26 protein-coding genes and 2 pseudogenes are annotated in these 25,865 nt (G+C 45.0%); 6 read left to right on the top strand and 22 right to left on the bottom strand.

Features of this window, described 5'->3' with window-relative positions:
• Positions 1-61: 61 nt before the first annotated feature.
• The 3 genes from glmM to cdaA form a co-directional block, all read right to left on the bottom strand.
• Positions 62-1,414, bottom strand: coding sequence for a phosphoglucosamine mutase (gene glmM, locus HMPREF9389_RS04600; RefSeq protein WP_002929924.1), 1,353 nt, complete (start codon positions 1,412-1,414; stop codon positions 62-64).
• 94 nt (positions 1,415-1,508) lie between these two features.
• Positions 1,509-2,273: a YbbR-like domain-containing protein gene (locus HMPREF9389_RS04605; protein ID WP_002929923.1), complete on the bottom strand. Its 765-nt coding sequence runs from the start codon at positions 2,271-2,273 to the stop codon at positions 1,509-1,511.
• A complete protein-coding gene (gene cdaA, locus HMPREF9389_RS04610) occupies positions 2,261-3,109 on the bottom strand; it encodes a diadenylate cyclase CdaA (RefSeq protein WP_002929922.1) in 849 nt (282 codons plus the stop codon). Before cdaA ends, HMPREF9389_RS04605 begins: the two co-directional genes overlap by 13 nt.
• Positions 3,110-3,341: 232 nt before the next feature.
• Between cdaA and murT the strand changes: the two genes are divergently transcribed.
• Genes murT through HMPREF9389_RS04625 form a run of 3 tightly spaced genes read left to right on the top strand, consistent with a single transcriptional unit; the run spans position 3,342 to position 5,746 of the window.
• Positions 3,342-4,685, top strand: coding sequence for a lipid II isoglutaminyl synthase subunit MurT (murT, locus tag HMPREF9389_RS04615; protein WP_002929921.1), 1,344 nt, complete (start codon positions 3,342-3,344; stop codon positions 4,683-4,685).
• The gene (gatD, locus tag HMPREF9389_RS04620) at positions 4,685-5,470 is read left to right on the top strand and encodes a lipid II isoglutaminyl synthase subunit GatD (RefSeq protein WP_002929920.1); all 786 of its coding nucleotides are present in this window, start codon (positions 4,685-4,687) and stop codon (positions 5,468-5,470) included. The genes murT and gatD overlap by 1 nt, the downstream gene beginning before the upstream one ends.
• 18 nt (positions 5,471-5,488) lie before the next feature.
• Positions 5,489-5,746 carry a LapA family protein gene (locus tag HMPREF9389_RS04625; RefSeq protein ID WP_002929919.1) on the top strand — a complete coding sequence of 86 codons (258 nt, stop codon included), beginning with the start codon at positions 5,489-5,491 and terminating at the stop codon, positions 5,744-5,746.
• Positions 5,747-5,851: 105 nt separating this feature from the next.
• On the opposite strand, the gene HMPREF9389_RS04630 is transcribed toward HMPREF9389_RS04625, so the two are convergent.
• Entirely contained in the window at positions 5,852-6,418 is a 567-nt protein-coding gene (locus HMPREF9389_RS04630) for a TetR/AcrR family transcriptional regulator (RefSeq protein WP_002929917.1), read from the bottom strand.
• Positions 6,419-6,820: 402 nt separating this feature from the next.
• On the opposite strand from HMPREF9389_RS04630, the gene HMPREF9389_RS04635 reads away from it, so the two are divergent.
• The 3 genes and pseudogenes from HMPREF9389_RS04635 to HMPREF9389_RS11745 all read left to right on the top strand — a co-directional run.
• Positions 6,821-8,602: a serine hydrolase domain-containing protein gene (locus tag HMPREF9389_RS04635; RefSeq protein WP_002929916.1), complete on the top strand. Its 1,782-nt coding sequence runs from the start codon at positions 6,821-6,823 to the stop codon at positions 8,600-8,602.
• A gap of 251 nt (positions 8,603-8,853) precedes the next feature.
• A complete protein-coding gene (locus HMPREF9389_RS04640; RefSeq protein ID WP_032906707.1) occupies positions 8,854-10,632 on the top strand; it encodes a serine hydrolase domain-containing protein in 1,779 nt (592 codons plus the stop codon).
• A gap of 71 nt (positions 10,633-10,703) precedes the next feature.
• Positions 10,704-10,829, top strand: a pseudogene (locus tag HMPREF9389_RS11745) (aminopeptidase); the annotation flags it as partial.
• Positions 10,830-10,887: 58 nt separating this feature from the next.
• On the opposite strand, the pseudogene HMPREF9389_RS12235 reads toward HMPREF9389_RS11745, so the two are convergent.
• From HMPREF9389_RS12235 to HMPREF9389_RS04725, 18 genes and pseudogenes are all read right to left on the bottom strand, one after another.
• Positions 10,888-11,058 (bottom strand): annotated as a pseudogene (locus HMPREF9389_RS12235) (MFS transporter); the annotation flags it as partial.
• Positions 11,059-11,476: 418 nt separating this feature from the next.
• Positions 11,477-13,372, bottom strand: coding sequence for an ABC-F family ATP-binding cassette domain-containing protein (locus HMPREF9389_RS04645; protein ID WP_032906465.1), 1,896 nt, complete (start codon positions 13,370-13,372; stop codon positions 11,477-11,479).
• 252 nt (positions 13,373-13,624) lie between these two features.
• A complete protein-coding gene (locus HMPREF9389_RS04650) occupies positions 13,625-13,990 on the bottom strand; it encodes a hypothetical protein (protein ID WP_002906927.1) in 366 nt (121 codons plus the stop codon).
• Positions 13,991-13,994: 4 nt separating this feature from the next.
• Positions 13,995-14,714 (bottom strand): matrixin family metalloprotease, encoded by a 720-nt coding sequence (locus tag HMPREF9389_RS04655; RefSeq protein WP_002929911.1) that lies wholly within the window; start codon positions 14,712-14,714, stop codon positions 13,995-13,997.
• A 177-nt stretch (positions 14,715-14,891) separates the two neighbouring features.
• The gene (locus tag HMPREF9389_RS04660; RefSeq protein WP_002929910.1) at positions 14,892-15,752 is read right to left on the bottom strand and encodes a DNA/RNA non-specific endonuclease; all 861 of its coding nucleotides are present in this window, start codon (positions 15,750-15,752) and stop codon (positions 14,892-14,894) included.
• Positions 15,753-15,810: 58 nt separating this feature from the next.
• Entirely contained in the window at positions 15,811-15,993 is a 183-nt protein-coding gene (locus HMPREF9389_RS04665) for a DNA-directed RNA polymerase subunit beta (protein ID WP_002917490.1), read from the bottom strand.
• A complete protein-coding gene (gene murA, locus HMPREF9389_RS04670; protein ID WP_002929909.1) occupies positions 15,986-17,266 on the bottom strand; it encodes a UDP-N-acetylglucosamine 1-carboxyvinyltransferase in 1,281 nt (426 codons plus the stop codon). The genes HMPREF9389_RS04665 and murA overlap by 8 nt, the downstream gene beginning before the upstream one ends.
• A 67-nt stretch (positions 17,267-17,333) precedes the next feature.
• Positions 17,334-17,564 (bottom strand): DUF1146 family protein, encoded by a 231-nt coding sequence (locus HMPREF9389_RS04675; RefSeq protein WP_002929908.1) that lies wholly within the window; start codon positions 17,562-17,564, stop codon positions 17,334-17,336.
• A 174-nt stretch (positions 17,565-17,738) separates the two neighbouring features.
• Entirely contained in the window at positions 17,739-18,161 is a 423-nt protein-coding gene (locus HMPREF9389_RS04680; protein ID WP_002929907.1) for a F0F1 ATP synthase subunit epsilon, read from the bottom strand.
• 7 nt (positions 18,162-18,168) lie between these two features.
• Positions 18,169-19,575 (bottom strand): F0F1 ATP synthase subunit beta, encoded by a 1,407-nt coding sequence (gene atpD / locus HMPREF9389_RS04685; protein WP_002895993.1) that lies wholly within the window; start codon positions 19,573-19,575, stop codon positions 18,169-18,171.
• Between the two features lie 38 nt (positions 19,576-19,613).
• Complete coding sequence (locus tag HMPREF9389_RS04690; RefSeq protein WP_002895995.1) at positions 19,614-20,495, bottom strand: F0F1 ATP synthase subunit gamma; 882 nt, start codon at positions 20,493-20,495, stop codon at positions 19,614-19,616.
• Positions 20,496-20,510: 15 nt separating this feature from the next.
• Positions 20,511-22,016 (bottom strand): F0F1 ATP synthase subunit alpha, encoded by a 1,506-nt coding sequence (atpA, locus tag HMPREF9389_RS04695; RefSeq protein WP_002929906.1) that lies wholly within the window; start codon positions 22,014-22,016, stop codon positions 20,511-20,513.
• A gap of 15 nt (positions 22,017-22,031) precedes the next feature.
• Positions 22,032-22,568 (bottom strand): F0F1 ATP synthase subunit delta, encoded by a 537-nt coding sequence (locus tag HMPREF9389_RS04700; protein ID WP_002904151.1) that lies wholly within the window; start codon positions 22,566-22,568, stop codon positions 22,032-22,034.
• Positions 22,568-23,062: a F0F1 ATP synthase subunit B gene (atpF, locus tag HMPREF9389_RS04705; RefSeq protein ID WP_002921770.1), complete on the bottom strand. Its 495-nt coding sequence runs from the start codon at positions 23,060-23,062 to the stop codon at positions 22,568-22,570. The genes HMPREF9389_RS04700 and atpF overlap by 1 nt, the downstream gene beginning before the upstream one ends.
• A gap of 18 nt (positions 23,063-23,080) precedes the next feature.
• Positions 23,081-23,797, bottom strand: coding sequence for a F0F1 ATP synthase subunit A (atpB, locus tag HMPREF9389_RS04710; protein ID WP_002897906.1), 717 nt, complete (start codon positions 23,795-23,797; stop codon positions 23,081-23,083).
• A 35-nt stretch (positions 23,798-23,832) separates the two neighbouring features.
• Positions 23,833-24,033 carry a F0F1 ATP synthase subunit C gene (locus tag HMPREF9389_RS04715; protein ID WP_002897908.1) on the bottom strand — a complete coding sequence of 67 codons (201 nt, stop codon included), beginning with the start codon at positions 24,031-24,033 and terminating at the stop codon, positions 23,833-23,835.
• A gap of 263 nt (positions 24,034-24,296) precedes the next feature.
• Complete coding sequence (gene manA, locus HMPREF9389_RS04720; RefSeq protein WP_002929902.1) at positions 24,297-25,238, bottom strand: mannose-6-phosphate isomerase, class I; 942 nt, start codon at positions 25,236-25,238, stop codon at positions 24,297-24,299.
• 125 nt (positions 25,239-25,363) lie between these two features.
• Positions 25,364-25,864 carry a phosphatase PAP2 family protein gene (locus HMPREF9389_RS04725; RefSeq protein ID WP_002929901.1) on the bottom strand — a complete coding sequence of 167 codons (501 nt, stop codon included), beginning with the start codon at positions 25,862-25,864 and terminating at the stop codon, positions 25,364-25,366.
• Position 25,865 lies beyond the last annotated feature (1 nt).

The following is a 25,865-nucleotide window of genomic DNA, read 5'->3' as shown; positions in this document are numbered from 1 at the left end:
TTTAAATATTCACACAAATGTAAAAAAACCAAGACGTTATGTCTCAGTTTCTTTACGTTTATTAGTCTATTCCAATTTCATCTCGAACAACATTGGCAATGGTATCTACATAATAATTTACTTCTTCGTCAGTTGGTGCTTCAGCCATGACCCTCAGCAGAGGCTCAGTTCCACTCGGACGAACCAAAATCCGGCCATTGCCAGCCATTTCGGCTTCCATTCTCTCAATCACCGTCTTGATAGCTGGAACTTCCATCGCCTTATCCTTCATGCTGTTTTCCACACGGATATTGACCAGTTTCTGCGGATAGATGGTTACTTCAGCAGCCAATTCGGATAGTTTCTTACCTGTTTCCTGCATGACCTTGGTCAATTGCACAGCTGACAGCTGGCCGTCACCTGTCGTATTGTAGTCCATGATGATAACATGTCCAGACTGCTCGCCACCAAGATTATAACCATTCTTGCGCATTTCCTCTACTACATAGCGGTCACCAACTGCTGTCACAGCCTTTTGGATACCTTCGCGATCCAAAGCCTTATGGAAGCCTAGGTTGGACATGACAGTCGTAACAATGGTATTCTGCGCCAGCTCGCCTTTCTCAGACAGGTACTTACCGATGATGTACATAATCTTGTCACCGTCTACCAGCTCACCATTTTCATCTACTGCAATCAAGCGGTCGCTATCTCCATCAAAAGCCAGACCAATCGCTGCACCAGACTCACGAACAACTTCCTGCAAAGCTTCTGGATGCGTAGACCCGACATTCAGATTGATATTGAGGCCGTCTGGATTTTCTCCGATAATCGTCAACTGTGCACCAAGGTCTGCAAAAATCTGACGGGCACTGGTAGAAGCTGCACCGTTGGCCGTATCTAAGGCTACATGCATTCCTTCTAGTTCCAAACCAGTTGAAACCAAGTATTGTTGGTACTTGCGCAGTCCTTCTGGATAGTCTACCAAGTCACCCAATCCTTCTGCACTTGGACGTGGCAAGGTATCTTCTTCTGCGTCCAACAAAGCTTCGATTTCCAACTCACGCTCGTCATCCAGCTTATAGCCGTCACCACCAAAGAATTTGATCCCATTATCCAAAGCTGGATTGTGGCTGGCAGAAATCATGACTCCTGCGCTGGCCTTCTCTGACTTGACCAGATAAGCCACACCAGGCGTTGCAATGACACCCAGCTTATAAACATGAATCCCAACGGACAAAAGTCCTGCAACCAAGGCGCTTTCCAGCATTTCTCCTGAAATTCGAGTATCACGGCCAACAAAAACCCGAGGAACTTCACTTTCGTGCTGGCTCAGAACATAACCACCAAAGCGGCCGAGTTTAAAGGCCAATTCCGGCGTTAATTCCACATTTGCTTCTCCGCGAACACCATCGGTTCCAAAGTATTTACCCATTATAAATAGTTTCCTTTCATAAGACCTGGATGTAAAGATTTAGGCTACAAGCAAGGCAGACCGCTTTAATCCAAGTTTATTTTCAAAATTTTATTTAGTTTTTATTTGATGAGCTCGTATTTGAGCTGCTGTTAGAGGAGGACGAGCCTGAGTTGTCTGCTGTTTTAGTGTTGACACGCATCGTCGTTTCAAATGGTGTCACCACGCTTGGCATGACATTCCCCTGTCCATCAACAGCCTGCAGTGGTACTGTCCCGCTATAGTTGCCAGTGATAATGACATTGGTCGGAAGAATGGCTACGACATACTCAATCTTAGACAGGGTCTCCTCGTCACTGGTAACTGTAGCTTCCTTATTTTCCAAGGTCACACCACTAATAGACACATTTTCAGCTACCTGACTGTCTGTGATGAGGTAGCGGACTTCAACCTTCTTGCTGGCCTTTTTTCCTATCTTAACAGAAATCTTCTGCGGAGTGACTGTAGCAGTCAGACCGCTTGGAAGATTTTCAACCTTTAGCGGGATTTCTACTGTTCCTTCTGTAGCCTTGGAAAGATCAGCTACGACTCGAAACTTCCGAGTACTTTCCTGCATTTCACTGGCCAGATTGACCCGGTTGGAGCCTGTCAGGGCAACGGATACTTCAGAAGTAAAGCCGCTGATAAAGTAATTTTCGCTGTCATATTTGATGTCAATTGGCACATTGGAGACCGTATTGGTATAAGTTTCAGATGTGACCTGTCGAACTCCAGTATTGTTTTGATAACTGCTAGAGGTTGCATAGACAAAAAGAACTAGGGCAAAGAAAAACGAAGAGATGATATAAAGAATTTTTTTACGTTTTTTCATTTCTTCCATCCTCCCATGAAGCGTTTTTTCAAACCTGCTGGCTTGTCCTGCTCTGATAAGAAGACCTTTCTCAGCTCTATCTCAAACTCATCCAAAGTCAAATCATGCTTGAAAATTCCATTGTGCGTGGTGGAAATCCCACCTGTTTCTTCTGAAACGACAAAAGTAAACGCATCGGATACTTCAGACAGGCCAATAGCTGCGCGGTGCCGGGTTCCAAACTCCTTAGAGATGCCGCTGCTTTCTGTCAGAGGCAGGTAGGCACAGGAAGCCGCAATCTTATTGTTTTTTATGATGACAGCTCCATCGTGCAATGGCGTATTGGGGATAAAAATGTTGATTAGCAGCTCTCCGGACACATCTGCATCCAAAGGAATCCCTGTTGCAATGTACTCCTGCAAGGTACGGGTTCCCTGAATGGCCACCAAAGCCCCGATTTTCCGCGGACTCATATAGGCAACAGATTTGACAAAGGCCTGAACCATTTTTTCTTCGTTACTGATGGGCGTCACAGAAAAAATATCCGTTGCTCGGCCCAGCTTTTCCAATCCTGCCCGAATCTCAGGCGAGAAAATCACCACAGCCGCAATGACCCCGTAAGTGATGACCTGATTAATCAGCCAAGAAATGGTGGTCAAGCCGATGATATTGGCAAAAAACTGTGCCAAGATAAAGAAGAGCACCCCGCGGACCAAAATCATAATCTTCGTACCAGCAATGGCCTTGATTAGATAATATAGAATCCATGCAACGATAGCGACGTCAATAATATTAATTACAATCCTCCAAGGGTCAGAAAACAAACTGGCCCAATATTGGAGATTGGTTAGTTGTTGAAAATTCATACTTAGACTTCCTACTCCAGTACAAGCAAAATCAAACAGCTATAGCAACAAATCGAACATATTAAATCTAGTCACAGCTTGATTTTACCTTGTAATTAGAGTTCACTCAATTAACTTCTCTCTTTTTATTTTACAGTGGGTCTTAATGCTTAAAGACTTACCAACCCATTATATCACGTTTGTCAATATTTTTCTGTAACCTTCTTTACTTTTTTATGATAAAATATTTCTTATGAAGATAAATACAGCATTGGGCCTCTTGGCAGGCAAGTCCTCCCACTTTGTTCTCAGCAAAATGGGGCGTGGATCGACTCTGCCGGGGAAAGTTGCCCTGACATTTGATAAAAACATTTTACAAAATCTAGCGAAGAACTATGAGGTCGTGGTTATTACCGGAACCAATGGTAAAACTCTGACTACAGCTCTGACAGTAGGCATTCTCAAGGAAGCCTTCGGAGAAGTGGTGACCAATCCCAGCGGTGCCAATATGATTACCGGGATTACCACAACTTTCCTGACCGCTAAGAAAGGCAAATCTGGCAAAAATATCGCTGTTCTGGAAATAGATGAAGCCAGCCTATCCCGGATTTGTGATTATATCAAACCTAGCCTCTTCGTCTTTACCAATATTTTCCGCGACCAGATGGATCGCTATGGTGAGATCTACACGACCTACCAGATGATTCTGGATGCTGCAGCTAAAGTGCCTGAAGCGACTGTACTGATGAATGGCGACAGCCCCCTCTTTAACTCAGTAAGCCTGAAGAACCCTGTTCGCTACTATGGATTTGATACCGAGAAAGGCCAGGCTCAGCTGGCTCACTACAATACTGAGGGCATCCTCTGTCCCAAGTGCGAGCATATCCTCAAATACGAGCTCAACACCTATGCAAATCTGGGGGCTTATATCTGTGAGGACTGCGGCTTCAAGCGTCCTAAGCTTGACTACAGCCTGACCGCTCTCAAAACACTTGAGCATAACCGCTCTGCCTTTACCATTGATGGGCAAGACTATCAGATCAATATTGGTGGTCTTTATAATATCTACAATGCCTTGGCCGCAGTGTCAGTAGCTCAGTTCTTTGGTGTCGAGCCGGCTACTATCAAGGCTGGCTTTGACAAGAGCCGAGCTGTCTTTGGCCGTCAGGAAACTTTCAAAATCGGCGATAAGGAATGTACCTTAGTCTTGATTAAAAATCCTGTTGGGGCGACCCAAGCTTTAGATATGATTGGACTTGCACCCTTTGACTTTAGCTTGTCTGTCCTGCTCAACGCCAACTATGCGGACGGCATTGATACCAGCTGGATCTGGGATGCTAACTTTGAGAAGATTTTAGAGATGGAGATTCCTCATGTCATTGCAGGTGGTGTGCGCCACTCAGAGATTGCACGTCGATTGCGGGTAACCGGCTATCCAGCAGATCAGATTACTGAAGTCAAAGATTTAGAAGCAGTATTTAAGGCCATTGAACAGCAAGAAACCAAGCATGCCTATATCTTAGCAACTTATACTGCTATGCTGGAATTCCGCGAACTACTGGCAGAACGACAAGTGGTCAGAAAGGAAATGAACTAATGGTTTACAGATCCCTCACTTCTCCTGAAAACCAGGATTACCGTTACGATATTAAAATTGCCCACCTCTATGGCAATCTCATGAATACCTACGGCGATAACGGCAATATTCTCATGCTCAAGTATGTGGCTGAAAAACTAGGCGCTAGGGTTGAAGTCGATATCGTCTCTCTAGAAGATGACTTTGACAAGGACAGCTACGACATCGTCTTCTTTGGCGGAGGTCAAGACTATGAGCAAACGATCGTGGCTCGTGACTTACCAGCTAAAAAAGAAGCTTTGGAAAGCTTTATCAATGAAAACGGCGTAGTGCTAGCTATCTGCGGTGGCTTCCAACTCTTAGGCCAGTACTATATCGAAGCTTCTGGCCGACGAATCGAAGGTCTGGGCATCATGGGTCACTATACCCTCAACCAGACCAAAAACCGCTATATCGGTGACATCAAGATTCATAACGAAGAATTCAACGAAACCTACTACGGCTTTGAAAATCACCAAGGACGGACTTTCCTCTCTGACGACGAAAAACCTCTGGGCAAAGTCGTCTATGGAAGTGGCAACAACCAAGAAGACGGCAATGAAGGCGTCCACTATAAGAATGTCTTTGGCTCCTACTTTCACGGCCCTATCTTGTCCCGCAATGCCAACTTGGCCTACCGTCTGGTGACCACTGCTCTGAAAAACAAGTATGGCTCAGATGTTAAACTAGCAGCTTATGAAGATATCCTTGCCCAAGAAATCCCAGAAGAATACGGAGATATCAAGAGCAAGGCTGAGTTTGAATAGATAAACAGGAGAATCACTATGAAAGAAAAATTGCATTATATTCTGCTTTTAATTACCATTCTATTGGTTGCCAGTATTTCCTTGGCAAATATGCAGAGCGTTAATGTTAGCTTTATCCTATTTAGCTTCAAACTCCCCTTAATCATATTGATTTTGGTCTCAGTGCTCCTAGGCTCTGTCACGACCTTTCTCATCAGCATGGTGAAAAATTTCTCACTGAAAAAAGAGCTTAAGAAAACCAAAGAAGCACTTAAAAATTCCCATACAGAAAACTAGGTTGGAAATTATTCCAGCCTAGTTTTTTTGCTTTTTGAACAATGGAAATCGCTGCTTCCCTTTCTAACCAATAAACCTTCAGGCCATCTTTTTTCCCCTTATCCATTACTCCTTCTTGCTTGTCGAATCATCTTTATCACAGGTGAAATAGCCTACAATCTTGAAAAAATAGTCTGTAATGACTTCTGGCTGCTCTGGCTCTTCCTCTTGCAGCCAGTTCCAAATAGCATTACTGTAGCCTCCGATGAGAAAGTGTATCCTAAAAAGCTGCATATCCATCTGCTCCTTAAAGAAAGGCTGAAGCACTGCTGGGGAATGGGCATTCCATGCAGAAATAAAGGAGGAAAAAAGCTGACTCTTAACCAGTCCTCTCAGCTCCTGACGCTTGTTGTACCAAAAACGAAAAAGATAAAGATAGGCTTCATACTGGTTTGGCTTGTTCAGCATATCCTCTTCTACACGAAAATACTCCTTCATCAGCTCCTGAAGGTAATAGTCCAATAAAGCCCCTTTATTGCGAAAATGGCGGTAAAAGGTCCGTCGGGAAGTCTGCGAAACCTCTATAATATCTGTGACTGAGATTTCTGAGAAATCCTGACTTTGCAGCAAGGTTAAGAGTCCCTGTTTCAGCATTTCTTTCGTTTCCAGCACCTGCAATTGCTTGCCGTCCATTTTGTCCTCCTTGAATGGTATACAGAAGCAGCCAAAAAGTATCTCTTGTAGGCTAAAGGCCGTTTTCCCTTGAACTTGGCTGCTGGCTTGGTTATAATCTTAGTGACAATTTGCTCCTAGTATAGCGTATTTTGACTTCGTTTTCAACGAAGACATAGCTGAGGAGATTTTAATACTCAATGCAAACTAAAGAGCAAGCACAGACAGTATCAGAGTACAGCAAGACAGCGTTGATGTGATTTTAAGCCGTTTTTCGAAGAGAATACAATAGATCCGACAAACCGAGTCAGTTCTCCACAAAATTTTCCTTGCTTGAAGGGACTTTCTTCTGTAGAAGACGCTGGGCGATCGTTCCTAGTCTGCTTCTGTCTCTAAAGACCGATAGAAAAGGAGTATCTCGTAATGAAAAAATTGACCCTATGCTTTATGCTAAGTTTCTTAACTCTCAGCCTTCTCTACCCAGCTAAAGCGCTAGCCGAGGAGGGAACAAAGCTGCCATCTGGAGCCAGTCGCGACCAAATCGGCCAGAAAATTCAAGATTTTGTCAAGGAGCACAAAAAGACCACTGCTGGTATGGCAACAGCCGTCTTTGATACCAATGGAACTATCTACCAAGGCAGCTTCGGCTATATGGACAAGGAAAAAGGTATCAAAGTGGACAAAGACAGCGTATTCGAATGGGGAGCAGTGACTAAACTTACTGTTTGGATTTCTGCTATGCAACTCTGGGAGGAGGGCAAGATTGATTTAGAAGAAGACATCCGCACCTATCTGCCAGAAGGCTTTCTCAAAAATCTTCGTTTTGAAAAGCCTATCACCACGCTCGATCTGATGAATCATCAGGCAGGCTTTGATACGATTCCCAATTACCTACATGGCGACAAGAATCTAGAAGAAATTTTGGCTTTTTACCAGCCGATCCAATCTTTCGAGCCAGGTACGGTCACAGCTAACTCAAATTACGGGACAGGCTTGGCCTCTTATATCGTAGAGCGAATTTCTGGTCAGAGTTTCTCCGATTACGTTCACGAGCATATTTTTGAACCTCTAAAGATGAACAAGACGGCCATTTTACCAGATTTATCTGACAATGCTTTTGTACAGGCTAAGCGCAAGGAAGCAAAGGGATACGATAGCGAAGGCAAGCTCTTAGGAAGCGCTAATTCCGAACTCGGCCTCTACTCCTCCGGCAGAGCTACAGGCACGCTAGAGGATTTACAAAAGTTTGCTCAAACACTTCTCAAAAAGGAGACCCTTTTCCATCGTCCAGAGACTTGGACAACCCTTTATACTGCTACTTCAACATATCCAGGTACAGATATAGTACGCAATGCTCACGGCTTCTGGGTAAGTAAGTATAATGTTTCTGTTCTAGGTCAAGGAGGACATACGTTCGGATTTTCTAGCAATCTTTTGTTGGACCTTGAGTCAGGAGTTGGCATGATTGTCATGACCAATCAATCAATTGAAGAACGCTATAATCTCTATATGCCGGAATTAGTATTTGGACAGCGAAAAACAGCTAGCGAAGCTACTAAGGAACGATTCAGTCCTGGATATTATCTTTCCTACAGAATTTTTAATAGTGGCCCCTTGTCTATAGCTAAAATTGTACCTCCATTTATTGATCGACTGAATAGTCCGAATGAAGACTTATTAAAAGATGAATTTTGGACTATTGACGATAGAAATGGGCAAACTACGCTGTCCTTGACTTCCTCTGACTTTAAGAAGATTTCTGATTCCGAGCTCTTTACAGACTATGCCGTCACAGGCTTAGGACTCCTTGCTAGCTTTTTTGCTCTGGGAAATATCTTGTGTAATATTTTTAGAGACATTAGTCATCTAATTTGGCACAAGCAGAAAAAAACTCTGCCTCGCTCTTGGAAGGTTTGGAGCTACCTGACTTCTCTAGGCATCATGGCTGTTCCACTTCAACTCCTATTGGTTTTCCAAGCAGTTTTAAAAAATGATTTTAGCGGCGTTAGCTCTTGGCGCTATATGGTTTTTGCTATCTTAGGACTCCTACTGACCCTTGCTGTTCTGCTGCCCATTTTCAAAAAATCATCAGAGAAACTCAGTCGAGGTCATGTCTGTCTGACAGTTCTGACTAGCCTATCTGCCCTAGCTATGATAGCCAATATCCTCTATTGGTCTCTCTATCAATGGTGGGTTTTCCAATAGTTTACACTATATTCTAACTAGATCAGCACCAAATTTTCGTACTTCAGTATTGCCTACAGCTAGCTTCCCTGTTTACTCTTTGAATTTCATTGAGTATTAGAAAATGACCAATTATTATCTACATAGAACAGAAAGGAATTTTTATGAAAAAATCAAAACTCCTAATTATTTTAATCATCCTAGTCCTCGGCCTTTTGATCTATTGCTGCAATAGCTAAATCTGAAACATGTCAAAAAGGAGTATGAATATGATGACAAAACGAATGTTTTTATGGCTTCTGGCTATTCTCAGCCTAGGAATTTTCCAACCTGTCACTGCATTAGCTGATGAATCACAAAAGCTGCCATCAGGCATAGAGCGCAGCCAAATTGGGCAGAAAATCCAAGACTTTGTCAAGGAGCATGAAAAGACAACAGCCGGTATGACAACGGCAGTCTTTGACAAGAACGGTACGATTTACCATGCCAACTTTGGATATACGGACAAAGAAGAAGGCATCAAAGTGGATGACAAAAGCGTTTTTGAATGGGGTTCTGTGACCAAGTTGACTGTTTGGATCTCAGTCATGCAACTCTGGGAAGAAGGCAAGATAGACCTAGAAACTGACATAAAAACCTATCTGCCAAAGGACTTTCTCAAGACTCTTCGCTACGACAAGCCTATTTCCATGCTGGATCTGATGAATCATCAAGCTGGCTTTGAAGAGTCTGGTGCGGCCATGAACTACCATGACATCAGCATGGAAGAATTCCTAGCAACTAAGCAGCCTGCCCAAATCTTTGAACCTGGCACAAAGACCGCCTATTCAAACTACAGCGCGGCCTTGACCGCTTATATCGTGGAGCAGGTTTCCGGTCAGAGCTTCTCAGACTATGTCCATAAGCATATTTTCCAGCCACTGGACATGGATAAGACAGCTATCCTACCAGGCTTTACAGATAATGATTATGTGCGCGAAAAGCGGAAGGAAGACAAGGGCTACAGTACAGAAAGACAGTCTCTTGGAGCATCCAACTTCTACATGGACATCTATCCAGCAGGTCAGGCCGCCGGTACTATGGCAGATTTCCAAAAATTTGCCCAAGCACTCCTGAGTCAGGACAAGCTATTTAAGCGGAAGGAAACCTGGGCAACTCTTTACACAGCTAGCTCCACCTATCCTGGCACAGATATACCGCTCAACATGCATGGCTTCTGGACCCAAGAGTACGGCACGACTCTTGTCGGCCATGGAGGGAATACCGACGCCTTCTCCTCCAATATCCTGCTTGACTTGAAAAACGGTATCGGTTACGTCGTCATGACCAATCAATCCCAAGAGCAAATCTATAATAGCGAGATGCCCCAGCTGATTTTCGGAGACAAGAAAAAGACTGACAAAACAGCCTTTAAAAATTTTCAGCCTGGCTTTTATCGCAAAGCCCGCTACTTCGAGACTGGGCCGATATCCATTACCAGAGGATTTTTATACACCAGCTATGCCCCTAAAAACTCAGACAATCCTCTCCTCACTCAAGGCTATGCGGTCCTTAGCCATGCGAATAACCAAGAGACTATCACAAATGCCTACGGAGATAGCTACAAGATTGCGGACATTGAGATCTACAAAGACTATGCCATGTACGCCTTATTCTTTGTCGGGCTGGTCTATGCTCTTATCAGTCTTGTCATCAGCGGAGTGACAGACCTGATTCGTTTGGTCAGAAAGACACCTGCCAAGACTCCAGTAGATTTGAAAATCTGGAATTATCTGACCTCGCTTACTATTCTCGCCGTTGGATTCAATTCTTATCTCATCTTTACTGTTATGACTGTCAGCAAGACTGGTATCATGCAACCTTGGCGCTATATGGTCTTCGCTGGACTGGGAATTTTACTGCTAGCAGGACTCCTCTATCCTTGGATAGCTAGGGCCAAAAGCCGATTAAGCAAGGGACGTCTCTTCCTGACAGTCCTGACCAGCCTAGCTGCCCTCACCATCATAGCCAACATTCTCTATTGGTCGCTTTATCAGTGGTGGGTGCTATAAAAAAGATATTCGTTGCTTTCGAGTGAGATGCTATATCACTCGCTACTTCCCTACAAGAAAGGAAAACAAACATAACTCTATCACATTTTCAAGAAAACCTACGCAAATATGCTAAAATTCTAGTTACTTATGGTACCAATGTCCAGCCGGGACAAACGGTTGCTCTCAGTATTGATGTTGAGCAGGCAGAACTGGCCTGTAGCTTGCTGCCTTTTCCTAAAATACTATACAAACAAACTAGGTTGGAAATCCAGCCTAGTCTTTTTGTATTCTCTTTTGGTAAAGGTAGGAAATCAAAGCCAATCCCATCACTCCGAAACCAATCAGAAGAAAGGAAAAGGTATGGACACTCGGCAGAAGAGTCATCAGAAAAGTCGCAAGAGGCATGAAAAGAATTGCCAGCGTGTAGATCGTTGAGAAAACTCGGCTATTCGCTCTTTCAAAACTATCTTCACCGCCCCTTGTTCGGATTTTATTTTCAGACGAGGCTCTTTTCGTCAAAATCTTATCGGCTGAAAATCGGAAAAGGCAGATTCTGCTAAAAGAACTCGTCAGAAAATAGAAAGTTCGGGATTTGCTCTCAGACCAACCGTCAGAAAATCTGACAGAGTCATTTTGCTCCAAAATAGCTTTTCAGAAAATCTGACGGACTGACTTGTCTTTAAAAGAACTTAGATTGCATGAAGAATAGTTTATTTTCCTCGAAAAAATCTCAGAACACATGTAAAAATTCGTTTTTTACTCTTTTTTAGCTGATTTCACATGTGAATTAAGCATTATGAGCTCTGGGGAGCTCATTTTACACGGAAACTAGACATTTTTGCGCAGCTTCGATTGGCTCCTCCTACACCTTCTCCGCTAGTTCTTCCCATTCTAGCATGGCTTCTTCTTGGGCAGCGGTCAGCTGGTCGATTTGCTGCTGGCTCTCCATGAGTTCGGCGGCGTCATTAGTGGCCTCCATGGCTTCCTGAAGCTGACTGATCTGGCTGTCCAAATCCTCGATTTGCGCTTCCAGTTGTTCGAGGCGACGGGCCAGACGGCGCTGTTCTTTCTGGTTTTCCTTTTGAAGCTGATAGTCATTGGTAGGTGCTGGCTTGTCAGGACTGGCCTGCTCCGTCTCCTCACGCAAGGCTTCCTGCTCTGCCTTTTTCTCCAGATAGTAGTCATAATCACCCAGATAAAGGGTGGAGCCTGTTTCATAAAGCTCGATGATCTGGGTGGCCACTCGATTGATAAAGTAACGGTCATGGCTGACAAAGAGTAGGGTGCCGTCAAAGTCAATCAGGGCATTTTCCAGCACTTCTTTGCTGTCAATGTCCAGGTGGTTGGTCGGCTCGTCTAGGATGAGGAAATTGTTGTTTTCCATAGACAGCTTTGCTAGAAGCAACCGCGCCCGCTCTCCACCTGATAGCATGCCGACAGACTTCTTGACATCGTCTCCCGAGAAGAGGAAAGCGCCTAAGCGATTGCGAATTTCGACCTCTGGCGTCATCTTGAAGTCATTCCATAGCTCGTCAAGTACCGTATTGCTGGGAGTCAATTTGCTCTGGGTCTGGTCATAGTAGCCCACTTCTACATTAGCCCCCAGCTGCTCCTTGCCTCTGATGAAGGGCACTTGACCGATTAGTGATTTAATCAGGGTTGTCTTTCCAATCCCATTTGGCCCGACAATGGCTACCGCATTAAACTTGCGAATATCCAGATTAATCGGCTCTGACAGGACTTCCTCACCATAGCCAATAGCCGCATCTTCCAAGGTCAGAACAACATTTCCCGAAACTTTATCGGCTTTGAAAGTCATATTGGCCGAGCGACCGCCGGTTTCGGGTCTGTCCAAACGCTCCATCTTTTCCAGCTGCTTACGACGGGACTGAGCCCGCTTGGTAGTGGAGGCCCGAACTAGATTGCGATTGACAAAGTCCTCCAAGGCTGCGATTTCCTTCTGCTGCTTTTCATAGTTCTTGGCTTCAGTGGCCAGCTTCTGCTCCTTTTGGACCACAAAGCTAGAGTAATTGCCCACATAGCGATCCAAGGAATGCTTGGTCAAGTCCAGCGTGATAGTCGCAACCTTGTCTAGGAAATAGCGGTCGTGGCTGACGATAATCAGGGCACCGCTGTAGTTGACTAAGTAAGTCTCTAGCCAGGCAATGGTCTCTATATCCAAATGGTTGGTCGGCTCATCCAGCACTAGCAGTTCTGGCTTCTCCAAAAGCATCTTGGCCAGAGCCAGACGGGTATTCTGCCCGCCCGACAGCTCAGAAATTTTCATCTGCCACATGGACTGGTCAAATTTGAAGCCATTCAAAATAGCTCGAATATCGGCCTCGTAGGTAAAACCACCTTTCTGGCGAAAGTCCTCTGACAGCTGATCGTACTGGGTCATGAGAGCAGTCAGCTCTTCCCCTGACAATTCTCCCATTTGCAGCTCCATCTGCCGCAAGCGTTTTTCTTGCTGACGCAGACTATCAAAGACCAGCAGCATCTCGTCGTAGATAGTATTCTCCGACTCAAAGCGGCTGTCCTGTGCCAGATAGGACAGGGACAGGTCTCGTTTTTTATTGATCTGACCAGAAGTAGGCTCTTCCTCGCCCACCAAAATCTTGAGCAGGGTTGACTTCCCAGCTCCATTTTTACCGACGAGAGCAATCCGATCACCCTCATCCACCTGCAGGTTAATATTGTCAAAAAGAAGCTCCCCTGCAAAAGAGCGCTCAATCTTGCTTGCTTGTAAAATAATCATAAGACCATTATAGCAGATTTCCAGAAGCACAGCTATCAGAATTCAAGAGAAAGCAAACTCAGCTCCCCAAAAGAAAAAGAGAGTGGGACAGAAATCGGTAATTCGTTAGAATTCGATTTCGTCGTCCCACCTCCGCACAGTTGAGTAGGGCTGTAAAAGCTGATGAAATCAGTGTAGTAGAGCCCACTCAACCACTGCGTCTTGCTCGACAATCCAAAGACAATTGAGAGGCTAGGACTTTTGTCCCAGCCTCTACATAAAACTATTGAGAATAGATTGATTCTGCAAAATCAGATAAATTCCCAGCAGAATCAGAACTGCAAAGACAACAAATTTAATCATTCCCTTAATCAGACGAATAACCAGAAGGATAATCATGGACCCGACTAGCCACATAAAGGCGGAATTGTGAAAAAATCCCTGAACTGCTTCAATATTCTGGCCGAAGAAGACCTGAATGGGCGCCGGAACATGATTTTCCCAAGCCGCTGTCACTCCTAGCTGGTTGGCAATCTCATTGCCGCTTTTCCATAGCCAGACAAAGATTCCCGAGTTAAAAACAAAGAGAAAAACTTGCTCTGGAAAGTGTCGAATCAAGTAAAAAATAGATTTTAACATAGGCTTACGATTGATACAAGTCTTTTACAGCCTGGATATCTGTCGGCTGGATACTGTAAAATGAGCCTGCTGACTGCATCACTGATTCCTCCTCATTATGGTCTAATCCGATAGCATGGCCCAATTCGTGCGCCGCTGTATTGACAATCCGCTCATGAGAATAAGCATAGCGACTGTCTAGCAGGTAGTAACTATTAAGGCGAACTGTGACATGGGTAAACCGCTTGGTTAGGAGATTAGTCTGCGACTCAGCTTCACCAGCTGCACTGACATTGCCATCGTTCATCTCCGTTGCAACAATGTCCGCCTTGTCTTTGTCATTGATGATTTGAAAGGTGAAGGCACCTGTTTGATTCCAAGAATCAATGGCCTCCTTATAGGCTGAACGGAAGGTTTCATTATTTGTATCAATATAAATCGTGGCGCTTGGCTGATCCCAACGAGCCCCTGTTGTTGCATGCTCATCTGTCAGCTGATCTGTTTGCGTCTCCTCACTGCTGTGAAGCCCCGTGGAAATGCCTTGGTTATTTAAAAATTGATCCACTCTGCCAACAGCTGTCTGAACAGCCTGCGTCAGTCCCTCTGTACCCGGTTCTGTCGAAGTGGTAAAATAGAAAATTCCGACAATAACCATAAAGCTCAGGACAAAGGACCAGGCAAGTCCCCAAACCACGCGCCCAATCAGACGCATGAGGAACCGGATGCTTTTAAAAATAAGTCCCATCGCAACCTCCTTTACTAGATTGTAAGAGAACGTTGATTTTACCACCGCTTTCTTAAAGAAGACTGAAAAATTAGCCTTCTTTCTATCTATTATTATAAAAGAAAATGACTACAAATCTGCAACCATTTCTTTTCATACTATTGAATACTCTTTGCAAATCCATTTTTGAGTATAAAATTAAGAACCTCTATCCAGACTGACCCTGCCACTATTATAGTCCAAGCGAATCCCTTTTTGCACATTCGGAATAAAGACATTGAATTCCAGACTGCCATCGCTGGACTTGGCCTCTAAATGTGACCCAACCGGTACTACATCTGTCTCCGTGGCATAAATCAAGGTTACCCGGTAGCGCACCCGCTTGTTCTTATCAAGAGCCTTCCGGATCTTTGTCTCGTAGTAATTCTGCCCTGTCGAATCCGTTTCATTGGCTTGGTTGGACCAAGCCGTCTGCACTGCGATATTGGCAGGATTGCTGGTAGAGGCATCAAAGCCCTTCAAACCACCAATCAGCGAATAGGCTAAGAGATGTCCTCGATCCACAGCATGATTGTACTCACCAGGGAGGTTCTTGAGTTGATGCCATCCTGCTGGTACCCACGAAGTGTTGGCATTTCCAGTTTCTTCTCGTTTTTTGTACTGGCGGGTAGACTTGGATAAAAAGGCATTTGCCACTGTCGGAAGGGTTTGCCCTTGAACAAGCTTGGTCTTATTGTCAGCGTAGGGCTTACTAGAAATCCCCGCATCCAAGTCTGTCTTATTCCCATTCACGATAAAAGCGCCAGCTCCATTCCATTCAATGCTGCCTTTGAGCTGAGCTCGGACAGCATCCGTCAGAACGCTCTCAGCCAGTTCCTGACTAGGAGTGCCCTGATCTTGGACTTGCTCAACCCTGATTTCTGAATTTGGACTCTGAAGTGGCTGCTGACCATCCTGTCCCCAGAAATAGCCAGCCAGAGCCAAAATCAAGGCCAGAGTCAGCCCAGCCCAGCCTTGCAGACTCTTAGAATTCCTTTTCTGACTAGTCTTTCTTTTCATCTTCTTTCTTTCAACTTAGCAAACTGGATTCATTTCAGCCAGTCTTTTCAACTAGGAGCTAGTTTCCAGTAAACTTCCCGATTAATTCTTGCCAGGTTTCTGGTGACCAGATAGAGCCCTTACCGTTTCCGATAACATTATAACCAATCATCAGAGCCACGAAAAAGAGAATCACAGCTACCAGGAGAACCAGTAAAACAAGGCCAATCTGCCGGCCTAAATATTTAAGATTTTCACTCATCGTCTTCTTCCTTTACACGCTTCACTTTGGCTCCCAAGGCTGCCAATTTCTCATGGAATTTATAGTAGCCTCGGTCTAAGTGTACCAGCTTGCTGACCTTAGTCTCACCTTCGGCAATCAAGCCCATCAGAATCAAAGTCGCACTGGCCCGAAGGTCTGTTGACATGACTTCAGCTCCCTGAAGACTGCCGCTACCCCAGATGCGAGCTGTGTCACGCATGATATCAGAGTGCAACCCCATCCGACGCATTTCCTCCAGATGCTGGAAGCGGTTCTCAAAGACAGTCTCAATCATCGTAGACTCACCCTTGGCCATGGCCATGAGCGCTGTAAACTGAGCCTGCATGTCGGTAGGGAAGCCCGGATAAGGAAGAGTCTTGACCGAAACCGGTCTCAGCTTCGAAACATCGGAACTAATCCGAATCCCTTCATCTTCCTCTGTCACTTCCACTCCCATTTCCTGCATTTTGGAAAGCAAAGGACGATTGTGCTCCCAAATGGCATCCTCAATCAGCAGGTCACCACTGGTCATGGCTGCAGCAACCATAAAAGTCCCTGCTTCGATACGGTCTTGAACCACATTATGCTTAGCCCCGCGCAGCTGATCCACTCCGACAATGGTCAAAGTTTCGGTACCTGCTCCTCTGACCTTGGCTCCCATTTCATTTAAAAAGAGAGCTAGGTCAACGATTTCAGGCTCCCGAGCAGCATTTTCAATCACTGTCGTTCCTTGAGCCAGCGTTGCAGCCATCATGATGTTTTGCGTTGCTCCCACACTGGGAAAGTCCATGTAAATGTGGGCCCCCTTGAGCCGCTCTGCCTTCGCTTCGATGTAACCCGCTGTTTGGGTAATCTGAGCACCCATGGCTTCTAAGCCCTTCAGGTGCAAGTCAATAGGCCGACTGCCGATCGTACAACCGCCTGGCATAGAAACTTTAGCATGACCATTACGAGCCAGGACTGGACCCAAAACAACGATAGACGCCCGCATTTTGCTGACGTATTTGTAAGGCGCCTCCTCAGACAAAGGCTGAGTGGCATCTACAACAACTGTATTTTCTTCCTGATTAAAATCCACCTGAGTGTTTAAACCGCGGACCACATTGTTCATGGTAAAGACATCGGACAAGACCGGAACATTTTTCAAAACTGACTGGCCCTCGCTGGCCAATACTGTCGCTGCTAAAAGAGGCAGGACCGCATTTTTTGCTCCTTCAATCTTGACCTTTCCGACCAAGCGATTATCTCCACCTTGAATAATAATTTTTTCCATACCGATTCCTTACTCTAAATTTTTAAAATCATCCATACTATCATACCATAAAATCAAAAATATGACCTTATAAAGTACCGTTAAAAATCGCCCGGCTCATATCGTAAATACCAATGAAGAAAAGGCTGACTAAATAGCCCAAGGCAATGCTAAACAAGAGAACCAAAAAGCGAATCTTCATCGCATTATCGGCATTAACCTTGAAAAACCTCTCCCACTCAACAACCGTTGACAGCAGATGAAAGGCAAAGAAAATAAAGAGCAAATGACTGCATAATTTAAATATAACTTCTACCATAACTTTTATTATACCACAAGACTCCAGTTAGGGACGAACTAAATAGTCCCCCCTTTTTCTTTGGAAAAGAAAACTGAGACAGATTTGCCTCAGTTTTGCGTATTCAGTCTATATTCATGAAAGCATCTTACCAGATGATCAATGACTTCCATCAATTCTATGTAAAATAGCTTCTTATAATCTTGTCCCGACATTAAGCCGGTTGATCGCCCGCTGCAGAGCAATCTTAGCCCGGCGTTCTTGGTCAATCAAATGCTTATCATGTGCTTCTTCGATTTCTTGCTCAGCTCGGAGCTTAGCCCGCTCAGCCCGACTAATGTCGATATCACGCGCACGCTCAGCTGAGTCCGCCACAATGGTAATGACATTATCTGCAATTTCAATGATTCCGCCATTAACCGCAATCCAGTCGATATGCTTGTCATCGTCAACCCGGCGTACTTTGACCTGATCTACTTCTAAAACAGCGATTGTATTGATGTGACGAGGTAAAATCCCCAGCTCACCATCAATGGTCTTTACGGAAACAAATGCAGCATGGTGATCATAAATAAGACCATCCGGTGTCACGATTTGTACTGTCATTTGAGCCATCATTCACCTCTTAGAATCCCATTTTCTCAGCCTTGGCCAATACATCCTCGATGGACCCCACACCACGGAAGGCGTCTTCTGGCAACTTATCGTGCTTGCCTTCAAGAATTTCCTTGAAGCCACGAACCGTTTCAGCTACTGGTACATAAGAGCCAGGCTGGCCGGTAAACTGCTCTGCCACATTGAAATTTTGTGACAGGAAGAACTGGATCCGACGCGCACGCGCAACCAGAGTCTTCTCATCATCTGACAACTCATCCATACCAAGGATAGCAATGATATCCTGCAATTCATGATAACGTTGCAGAACCCGCTTAACCTCTGCTGCCACTGCATAGTGCTCCTCTCCTACAATCTCAGGAGAAAGGGCACGCGAGCTGGAAGCCAAGGGATCCACGGCTGGATAAATCCCCAGCTGAACCAATTTCCGTTCTAGGTTGGTCGTAGAGTCCAAGTGAGCAAAAGCTGTCGCTGGCGCTGGGTCAGTATAGTCATCCGCTGGCACATAGATAGCCTGGATAGAAGTAACGGAACCTTTCTTGGTTGAGGTAATCCGTTCTTGTAACTGTCCCATTTCTGTCGCAAGTGTTGGTTGGTAACCAACGGCTGACGGCATACGCCCCAAGAGGGCAGATACTTCCGAACCAGCCTGCGTGAAGCGGAAGATGTTGTCAATAAAGAGCAGCACGTCCTGACCTTCCACATCACGGAAATATTCCGCGATAGTCAGTCCGGTAAGAGCAACCCGCATCCGAGCTCCTGGCGGTTCATTCATCTGACCAAAGACCATAGCCGTCTTTTCGATAACGCCAGACTCTTTCATTTCCCAGTAGAGGTCATTCCCTTCACGCGTCCGTTCACCAACACCTGTAAAGACAGAAATCCCCCCGTGTTCTTGGGCAATATTGTGAATCAATTCCTGAATCAGGACTGTTTTCCCTACTCCGGCACCACCAAAGAGACCGACTTTCCCACCTTTCAGATAAGGAGCTAGAAGGTCGATAACCTTAATCCCTGTTTCCAGAATTTCTGATGAAGTCGATAGTTCATCAAAGGTCGGTGCCTTCTTATGAATCGGCTGGCGCTCTGCATCCTCTGCAAAAGGCGCATCCAAGTCAATAGTGTCTCCTAGGACATTGAACACCCGCCCCAGAGTTTCCTTGCCAACTGGCACAGAAATCGGACGACCAGTATCCAAGACCTCCAAACCACGCGTCAAACCATCGGTCGACTCCATGGCAATGGTCCGCACCACACCGTCACCAAGCTCAAGAGCTACTTCAAGGACGATTTTTGATTTTTTCTCATCATTTTTATAGACTACAAGTGCATTATTTATCTCAGGTAGCTTGTCTCCAGCAGCAAACGCAACGTCTACGACCGGCCCGATAACCTGAGCAATTTTGCCTGAGCTCATGTTTTTTCCCTCGTTTAATTTCTAATTCATTTGTGGCCTTATTCTAGGGCACTTGCACCCGCCACGATTTCAGTAATTTCCTGCGTAATGGCAGCCTGCCGAGCGCGGTTGTACTGAATAGTCAAATCACTGATGACCTTTTTAGCATTGTCTGTCGCTGTCTGCATAGCAGTCATACCGGCAGCATTCTCAGCCGTCTTGGCATCAATAATGGCACCGTAAATCATACTCTCTGCAAACTGGGGCAGCAGTTGGTCCAAGATAGAATCCCGACTGGACTCCAGTTCCAGATTCAGCGTATAATCTTCATCCGCTTCATTGGGGTCCAAGTCAATGATTGGCAGCATCTGCTCCACCCGCATCTGACTGGTCAGACTGTTGACATGGTGGTTATAGCAGACATAGAGCTCATCGAAGAGCTCATTCTGATACATCTCAATGGTCTTGCTAATGATTTTACGAACCTCATCAAAGCTAGGCTGATCTGCTAGACCACGCAGTTCATAAACCGGCTGAATGCCCCGAGCTCGGAAGAAATCAGCACCGACACTTCCGATACAGATGACTTCAAAGTCCTCTCCTGTCGGATGGTACTCAGCTTTCAGCTCCATCAATGCCTTGAGAATGGTTGCATTATAGCCACCTACCAGACCGCGGTCAGAAGTAATGACAATATAGGCTGATTTCTTGACTGGCCGACTGATTAACATTGAGTGATGACGGGCATTTTCTGCCTCGTGGCCATGCAGCATATCCGTAACTAACTTACGCACTTTCTGGGCATAGACCTGAAAATTCTTAGCTGCTTCCTCAGACTTTCCCAGCTTTGCAGCAGAAACCATCTGCATGGCATTGGTGATTTGACTGGTGTTTTTCGTGGATGCAATTTTATTTTTAATATCATTTAATGAAACTGCCATCTGACACCTCTATTCTTATTTGAAGTTAGACTGATCTATAAACTCAGTAATGGCAGCATCCAAGACTTCCTCACTTGGAAGGTCTTTCGTTGTCCGAATGGTTTCATAAATGCTTTCTTGATGTGCATCAAAGTAGGCAAATAATTCTGACTCAAAGCGCAGAATATCATCTACTGGCACACTGTCTAAGAAACCATGGGTCAAAGCATAGAGAATCACCACCTGCTTTTCAACTGGCAGCGGCTCATGAATCGGCTGCTTCAAGACTTCTACAGTCCTACGGCCACGATTGAGCTTGGCCTGCGTTGCCGCATCCAAATCACTACCAAACTTAGTGAAGGCCTCAAGCTCCCGATAAGAAGCCAGATCGATACGCAAAGTTCCAGCTACTTTCTTCATAGCCTTGATTTGGGCAGAGCCCCCAACCCGTGATACAGAAGAACCTGCATCAATGGCCGGACGTACCCCAGCATTGAACAAGCTGTCGCTGAGGAAAATTTGTCCGTCAGTGATTGAAATCACGTTGGTCGCGATATAGGCCGAAATGTCTCCTGCCTGCGTTTCAATAAATGGCAGAGCTGTAATCGAACCACCGCCCAGCTCATCAGAAACCTTGGCTGAACGCTCCAAGAGACGGCTATGCAGATAGAAAACATCTCCAGGAAAGGCCTCACGGCCTGGCGGACGACGGAGCAGGAGGGACAATTCACGATAGGCCACCGCCTGCTTGGACAAGTCATCATAGACAATCAAAACATGCTTGCCATTGTACATGAACTCTTCTGCCATCGCTACACCAGCATAAGGCGCCAAGAAAAGTAAAGGCGACGGCTGTGAAGCAGAGGCTGTCACGACAATCGTATAGTCCAAAGCACCATACTGACGCAGCGTTTCTACCTGTGTACGGACGGTAGATTCTTTCTGACCAATCGCCACATAGATACAAATCATATCCTGACCTTTCTGGTTCAGGATGGTATCAATAGCAATGGTCGTCTTCCCAGTCTGACGGTCCCCGATAATCAGCTCCCGTTGGCCACGGCCAATCGGAACCAAGGCATCAATTGCCTTGAGACCTGTCTGCAAAGGCTCAGATACTGACTTACGCTGCATGACACCCGGAGCCGGTGTTTCAACCGGACGTGTCTTGTCTGTGACAATGTCACCAAGTCCATCGACAGGACGACCCAGCGGATCAACAACCCGCCCAATCAAGGCCTCTCCCACAGGAACTTCCATGATTTTACCAGTCCGGCGAATGGTATCTCCCTCGCGAATGTCTGTAAAGTCTCCCAAGATGATAATCCCAACATCGGTTGACTCTAGATTTTGCGCCATACCATAAGAGCCATTTTCAAAGATTAAGAGCTCTCCGCTCATAGCCTTATCCAGTCCATGAGCGCGCGCAATTCCATCACCAATATAAGTGACGACCCCTGTTTCTGTGACGTCAAAATTTGGCTGGAAATTTTCAATTTGTTGCTTAATTAAAGCGCTGATTTCTTGTGCGTTAATCGCCAAAATTCACACCACTTTCTATTTCAATTTTTCTTTTACGACTTGCAATTGACGTTTTATGCTTGCATCAATTGTTTTGTTATTGGCAGAGATGACAAAGCCGCCAATCAAGCTACTGTCCAATTCTTCCTTGAGCGAGCGGACCTTTAGGCCCATCTTCTGCTCAATAATCGGCCGAATCTTCTCCTTCTGACTGGCTGTCAAAGGCTGAACAGAGCGTAGCGTCACCTCAAACTCATTGCTGATCTTTTCAAGCTGGTGCTGACTCTCCAGCACAATCTCATAAAAGAGGTCCTCACGATGATTGAGAATGACGATTTCAATCAGATTATCAAGCAGCTGGGAGCCTGAGTTTTGAAAGAGCCGCAGACTCTTTTCTTTCTCGTGGTCACTGATGCCGATATGTGACAAAAAGTCAGCAAGGCCGGTCTCCGCGAAAACAGCCTTAATCTGACTCAGTTTTTCAAAAACATCTTCTTGCTGACCTTTTTCAAAGACCGTCTGAACAAAAGGCAAAGCATATTTCTCAATGATTGCATATTGCTTCTTATCCATCAGGCATCTCCTAACTGTTTGATATAGCGGTCAATGAGCTCGCTCTGAGCTTCCTTATCCAGCTCCTGACTCAAAATCTTACTAGCCAGAGTCACTGTCAAGTCGGCCACTTCTCCTTTGATGCTGCTCATAGCCTCTGCCTTATTTTGGGCAATTTCCTGATTGGCTTTAGCCTTCAAGCGCCCTGCTTCTTCTGCTGCATTAGCTAGGATTCCAGCCTTATTCTTCTCAGCTGTCTCCTTAGCAGTCTCAACGATAGAAACTGCTTCGACCCGACTACCTGCCAGAGCTTCCTCGCGCTTTTGCGCCAAGTCTTCAGCTTTCTTACGGGCCGATTCCGCACCGTCAATATCGTCTGAAATCTTTTGAGCACGCTGATCTAAAATCCCGATAATATTGCCCCAAGCAAACTTCTTAATGAGAAATACTAAAAGAAGAAAGGAGCCGGCAATCAAGATAAAGTTGCCAATAATTTCACCTACGGTTATATTCATTTTATCTATCCTTTCTTTTTATTCTACCTCACCATTAATTTTTTTACCAAGATACATAGATGTTAGCATGGTAAAAACATAGGCTTGGATACAGGAAATAAAGATGGAAAAACCAGTCCAAACCATGTTCATAATAAAGGCAATCGGATACCAATACGCCGCTTGATGTGCCCAAGTCAAGAGCAAACCAGCCAATACTTCACCTGCAAAAATGTTTCCATAAATCCGCAAGGCTAGAGAAGCAAAATTGGTAAATTCTTCCAAGATATTCATGGGTGTCATGATACCCGGAGTCACAAAACCTTTTAGATATCCTTTTATCCCTTGACGTCGAACTCCTTCAACATGACAGAAAATCGTCACCAAAAGAGAGAAACCCAGGTCAAAAGCGAGATTGGCTGTCGGCGATGTCCAGAGATTAAAGCCATTGGTTGTCTGAACCTTAGCCATCAATCCCAAGTTATTCGCCACAGCCACGAAAAGAAAGAGGGAGAATAGAAAAAGCGAGTAATTCTTCATATAATGCTCGCCAACGTTTCCCTTGGTAAAATCAATGACAAAATCATAGATATATTCCAAAGCATTCTGCTTTCTTGACGGCTTAATCGTCATCTTTCGACTTGCCCAATAAACAAGTCCAAAAGTTACAAACACCGTCAGCAGAGTCATGGCCAGCAGGGTCAAATCAAAGGTCACAGGACCGACATTGATAGTTGGATTGATACTTTCTTCCAACAGATGACACCCCCTTTTCTAAAGAGAATTCTTTCTTATTTGATAACAAAGGCCATAGCCAGCGTTACAAAGAAAGTACCTTCGACAAAGGCAATTCCCAAGATTAGGAGGCTTCTCAATTGACCAATCATTTCTGGCTGACGAGACGCTGCCTTAAATAAATTACTCATAATCAAACCTTCAGCAATTGATACGCCAAAGCAGGCAAAACAAAGTCCTAAATATGTTAAATTCATGATGACTTCTCCTTAATATTTTTTAATTACTTCCTTAGTTTACTCCTAAAATATCGAATAGTCAATCTTTTACACACTTGTAAGCGTTTTTTGTTTTTTTCTTTTGTTATATAAAATTTTTTACCAAAATCAATTGAATAACTATCAACATACAAACTATTCTGCTATATAAATAAGAAGAAACTGTCTAGAATTTTACTTATTTCCTATATTTTTAAAAGAAAAAAGAGCAAAGCGATTATTTGCTCTTGATTTTTCTATAGTTATGGATGGCTGACAATCAGCTGCAAATCTCCAGACAAGGTCCATTCTGTGACGTCGCTTGGCAGGATGAAATGCTCTCCTTTTTCGAGTGGGTAGACTGCTCCATCAACTTCCAGCTCACCGACACCTTCCAAGACACTAACCAAGCTATAGTCTGCTGTCTTTTTAAAATTAACTGAACCAGTAATATCCCACTTGTAAACAGCAAAGAAGTCATTGGCCACCAAAAGAGTAGAAGTCAAACTATCTGCCTGAATGGTAACAGGACGGCTATTGGCTGGCTCACCGATAGTCAAAACATCAATAGACTGCTCCAAATGCAGTTCACGAAGATTGCCAGCATCGTCCTTGCGATCAAAATCATAGACACGATAGGTTGTATCACTGGACTGCTGAGTTTCTAAAATCAAAATCCCCGAGCCAATGGCATGCATGGTTCCGCTTGGTACATAGAAGAAATCGCCAGCTTTTACTGGAATTTTAGTCAGGAGACGGTCCCAGTCCTTGCTCTCAATCTGCTGGCGCAGCTCTTCCTTGCTCTTGGCATTGTGACCGTAAATAATCTCTGCTCCTTCGTCTGCAGCTATGACATACCAGCATTCAGTCTTACCAAGCTCCCCTTCGTGCTCTAGTCCATAGGCATCATCAGGATGGACCTGAACACTGAGCCAGTCATTGGCATCTAAAATCTTGGTCAAAAGCGGAAAGACTGGCTCTGGGCGATTGCCAAAAAGCTCACGGTGCTCGGCATAGAGAACGTCTAGATTCTGGCCGGCAAATCGTCCGTTCTTGACGGTTGACACACCATTGGGATGAGCCGAGATTGCCCAGTACTCCCCTACATGGTCGCTGGGAATTTCATAGCCAAAGACATCGCGCAGCTTGGTGCCGCCCCAAATCTTCTCCTGCATCACAGACTGTAGAAATAATGGTTCTGACATAGTATTCTCCTTAAATATTTTTTACATCCAGCAAGGAATAGCCCTTGGTGTCAAAACGGTTGTTGCTGCTTCTATTATAATATAGCTGGAGGCCCTTTGTCTACTCTCTGCCGAAAACAGGTCCTTTATAATAAAAAAAGTAAAATTCCCCAGAAAATGCCGCAAAGATAGCCTACTAGAACATCCTTTGGATAGTGCACTCCGCCAATCACACGCACTAGGGCCAGCCCTGCTGAAAGCAAGAGGCAGAGGAGTCCCGGCAACCAGAAAAAGTAGAGTAGGCACATGGAAATAATAGTCGCCGAAAAGACATGGCGGCTGGGCATGGACTTGCCTGATGTATCCTTGGCTAGCAAGGGCTGAATAGGCCATTTCTCGTAAGGGCGTGCTTGATTCAGCTGTTTGCGAATAGCTGATAACAGACCAAATCCGATAGCTGGCAGGAAGAAAAAAGCAAGCAGCCCTTTCCAGCCTTCTGCCAGAAAGGCACTGATTAGAACTAGACCATAAACAATAGGTATGAACAGGGTCATTCCCCTATTGAAGTAAACCAGCCCTTTCAGCCACTGAGGGCGGCTACGAAAGGGAGCCGTTAATTGTTGATAAAAAATGGTGTAGTCTTTCATG

Origin of the sequence: Streptococcus sanguinis SK355 (genome assembly GCF_000212855.1) — a bacterium.
GTDB lineage: Bacteria > Bacillota > Bacilli > Lactobacillales > Streptococcaceae > Streptococcus > Streptococcus sanguinis_A.
The sequence above is the reverse complement of the archived record's forward strand: the minus strand, read 5'-3'. Positions and strand labels throughout refer to the sequence as shown.

Coding starts and splice junctions, on each gene's coding strand:
- HMPREF9389_RS04630 (WP_002929917.1), bottom strand. CDS start 6,418: ATGGACGGCAAGCAATTGCAGGTGCTGGAAACGAAAGAAATGCTGAAA.
- HMPREF9389_RS04660 (WP_002929910.1), bottom strand. CDS start 15,752: ATGAAAAGAAAGACTAGTCAGAAAAGGAATTCTAAGAGTCTGCAAGGC.
- gatD (WP_002929920.1), top strand. CDS start 4,685: ATGGTTTACAGATCCCTCACTTCTCCTGAAAACCAGGATTACCGTTAC.
- murA (WP_002929909.1), bottom strand. CDS start 17,266: ATGGAAAAAATTATTATTCAAGGTGGAGATAATCGCTTGGTCGGAAAG.
- atpD (WP_002895993.1), bottom strand. CDS start 19,575: ATGAGCTCAGGCAAAATTGCTCAGGTTATCGGGCCGGTCGTAGACGTT.
- HMPREF9389_RS04725 (WP_002929901.1), bottom strand. CDS start 25,864: ATGAAAGACTACACCATTTTTTATCAACAATTAACGGCTCCCTTTCGT.
- HMPREF9389_RS04645 (WP_032906465.1), bottom strand. CDS start 13,372: ATGATTATTTTACAAGCAAGCAAGATTGAGCGCTCTTTTGCAGGGGAG.
- HMPREF9389_RS04605 (WP_002929923.1), bottom strand. CDS start 2,273: ATGGAAGAAATGAAAAAACGTAAAAAAATTCTTTATATCATCTCTTCG.
- cdaA (WP_002929922.1), bottom strand. CDS start 3,109: ATGAATTTTCAACAACTAACCAATCTCCAATATTGGGCCAGTTTGTTT.
- HMPREF9389_RS04665 (WP_002917490.1), bottom strand. CDS start 15,993: ATGAGTGAAAATCTTAAATATTTAGGCCGGCAGATTGGCCTTGTTTTA.
- murT (WP_002929921.1), top strand. CDS start 3,342: ATGAAGATAAATACAGCATTGGGCCTCTTGGCAGGCAAGTCCTCCCAC.
- manA (WP_002929902.1), bottom strand. CDS start 25,238: ATGTCAGAACCATTATTTCTACAGTCTGTGATGCAGGAGAAGATTTGG.
- HMPREF9389_RS04690 (WP_002895995.1), bottom strand. CDS start 20,495: ATGGCAGTTTCATTAAATGATATTAAAAATAAAATTGCATCCACGAAA.
- HMPREF9389_RS04680 (WP_002929907.1), bottom strand. CDS start 18,161: ATGATGGCTCAAATGACAGTACAAATCGTGACACCGGATGGTCTTATT.
- HMPREF9389_RS04715 (WP_002897908.1), bottom strand. CDS start 24,033: ATGAATTTAACATATTTAGGACTTTGTTTTGCCTGCTTTGGCGTATCA.
- HMPREF9389_RS04650 (WP_002906927.1), bottom strand. CDS start 13,990: ATGTTAAAATCTATTTTTTACTTGATTCGACACTTTCCAGAGCAAGTT.
- HMPREF9389_RS04625 (WP_002929919.1), top strand. CDS start 5,489: ATGAAAGAAAAATTGCATTATATTCTGCTTTTAATTACCATTCTATTG.
- HMPREF9389_RS04655 (WP_002929911.1), bottom strand. CDS start 14,714: ATGGGACTTATTTTTAAAAGCATCCGGTTCCTCATGCGTCTGATTGGG.
- HMPREF9389_RS04675 (WP_002929908.1), bottom strand. CDS start 17,564: ATGGTAGAAGTTATATTTAAATTATGCAGTCATTTGCTCTTTATTTTC.
- HMPREF9389_RS04635 (WP_002929916.1), top strand. CDS start 6,821: ATGAAAAAATTGACCCTATGCTTTATGCTAAGTTTCTTAACTCTCAGC.
- HMPREF9389_RS04700 (WP_002904151.1), bottom strand. CDS start 22,568: ATGGATAAGAAGCAATATGCAATCATTGAGAAATATGCTTTGCCTTTT.
- HMPREF9389_RS04640 (WP_032906707.1), top strand. CDS start 8,854: ATGACAAAACGAATGTTTTTATGGCTTCTGGCTATTCTCAGCCTAGGA.
- glmM (WP_002929924.1), bottom strand. CDS start 1,414: ATGGGTAAATACTTTGGAACCGATGGTGTTCGCGGAGAAGCAAATGTG.
- atpF (WP_002921770.1), bottom strand. CDS start 23,062: ATGAATATAACCGTAGGTGAAATTATTGGCAACTTTATCTTGATTGCC.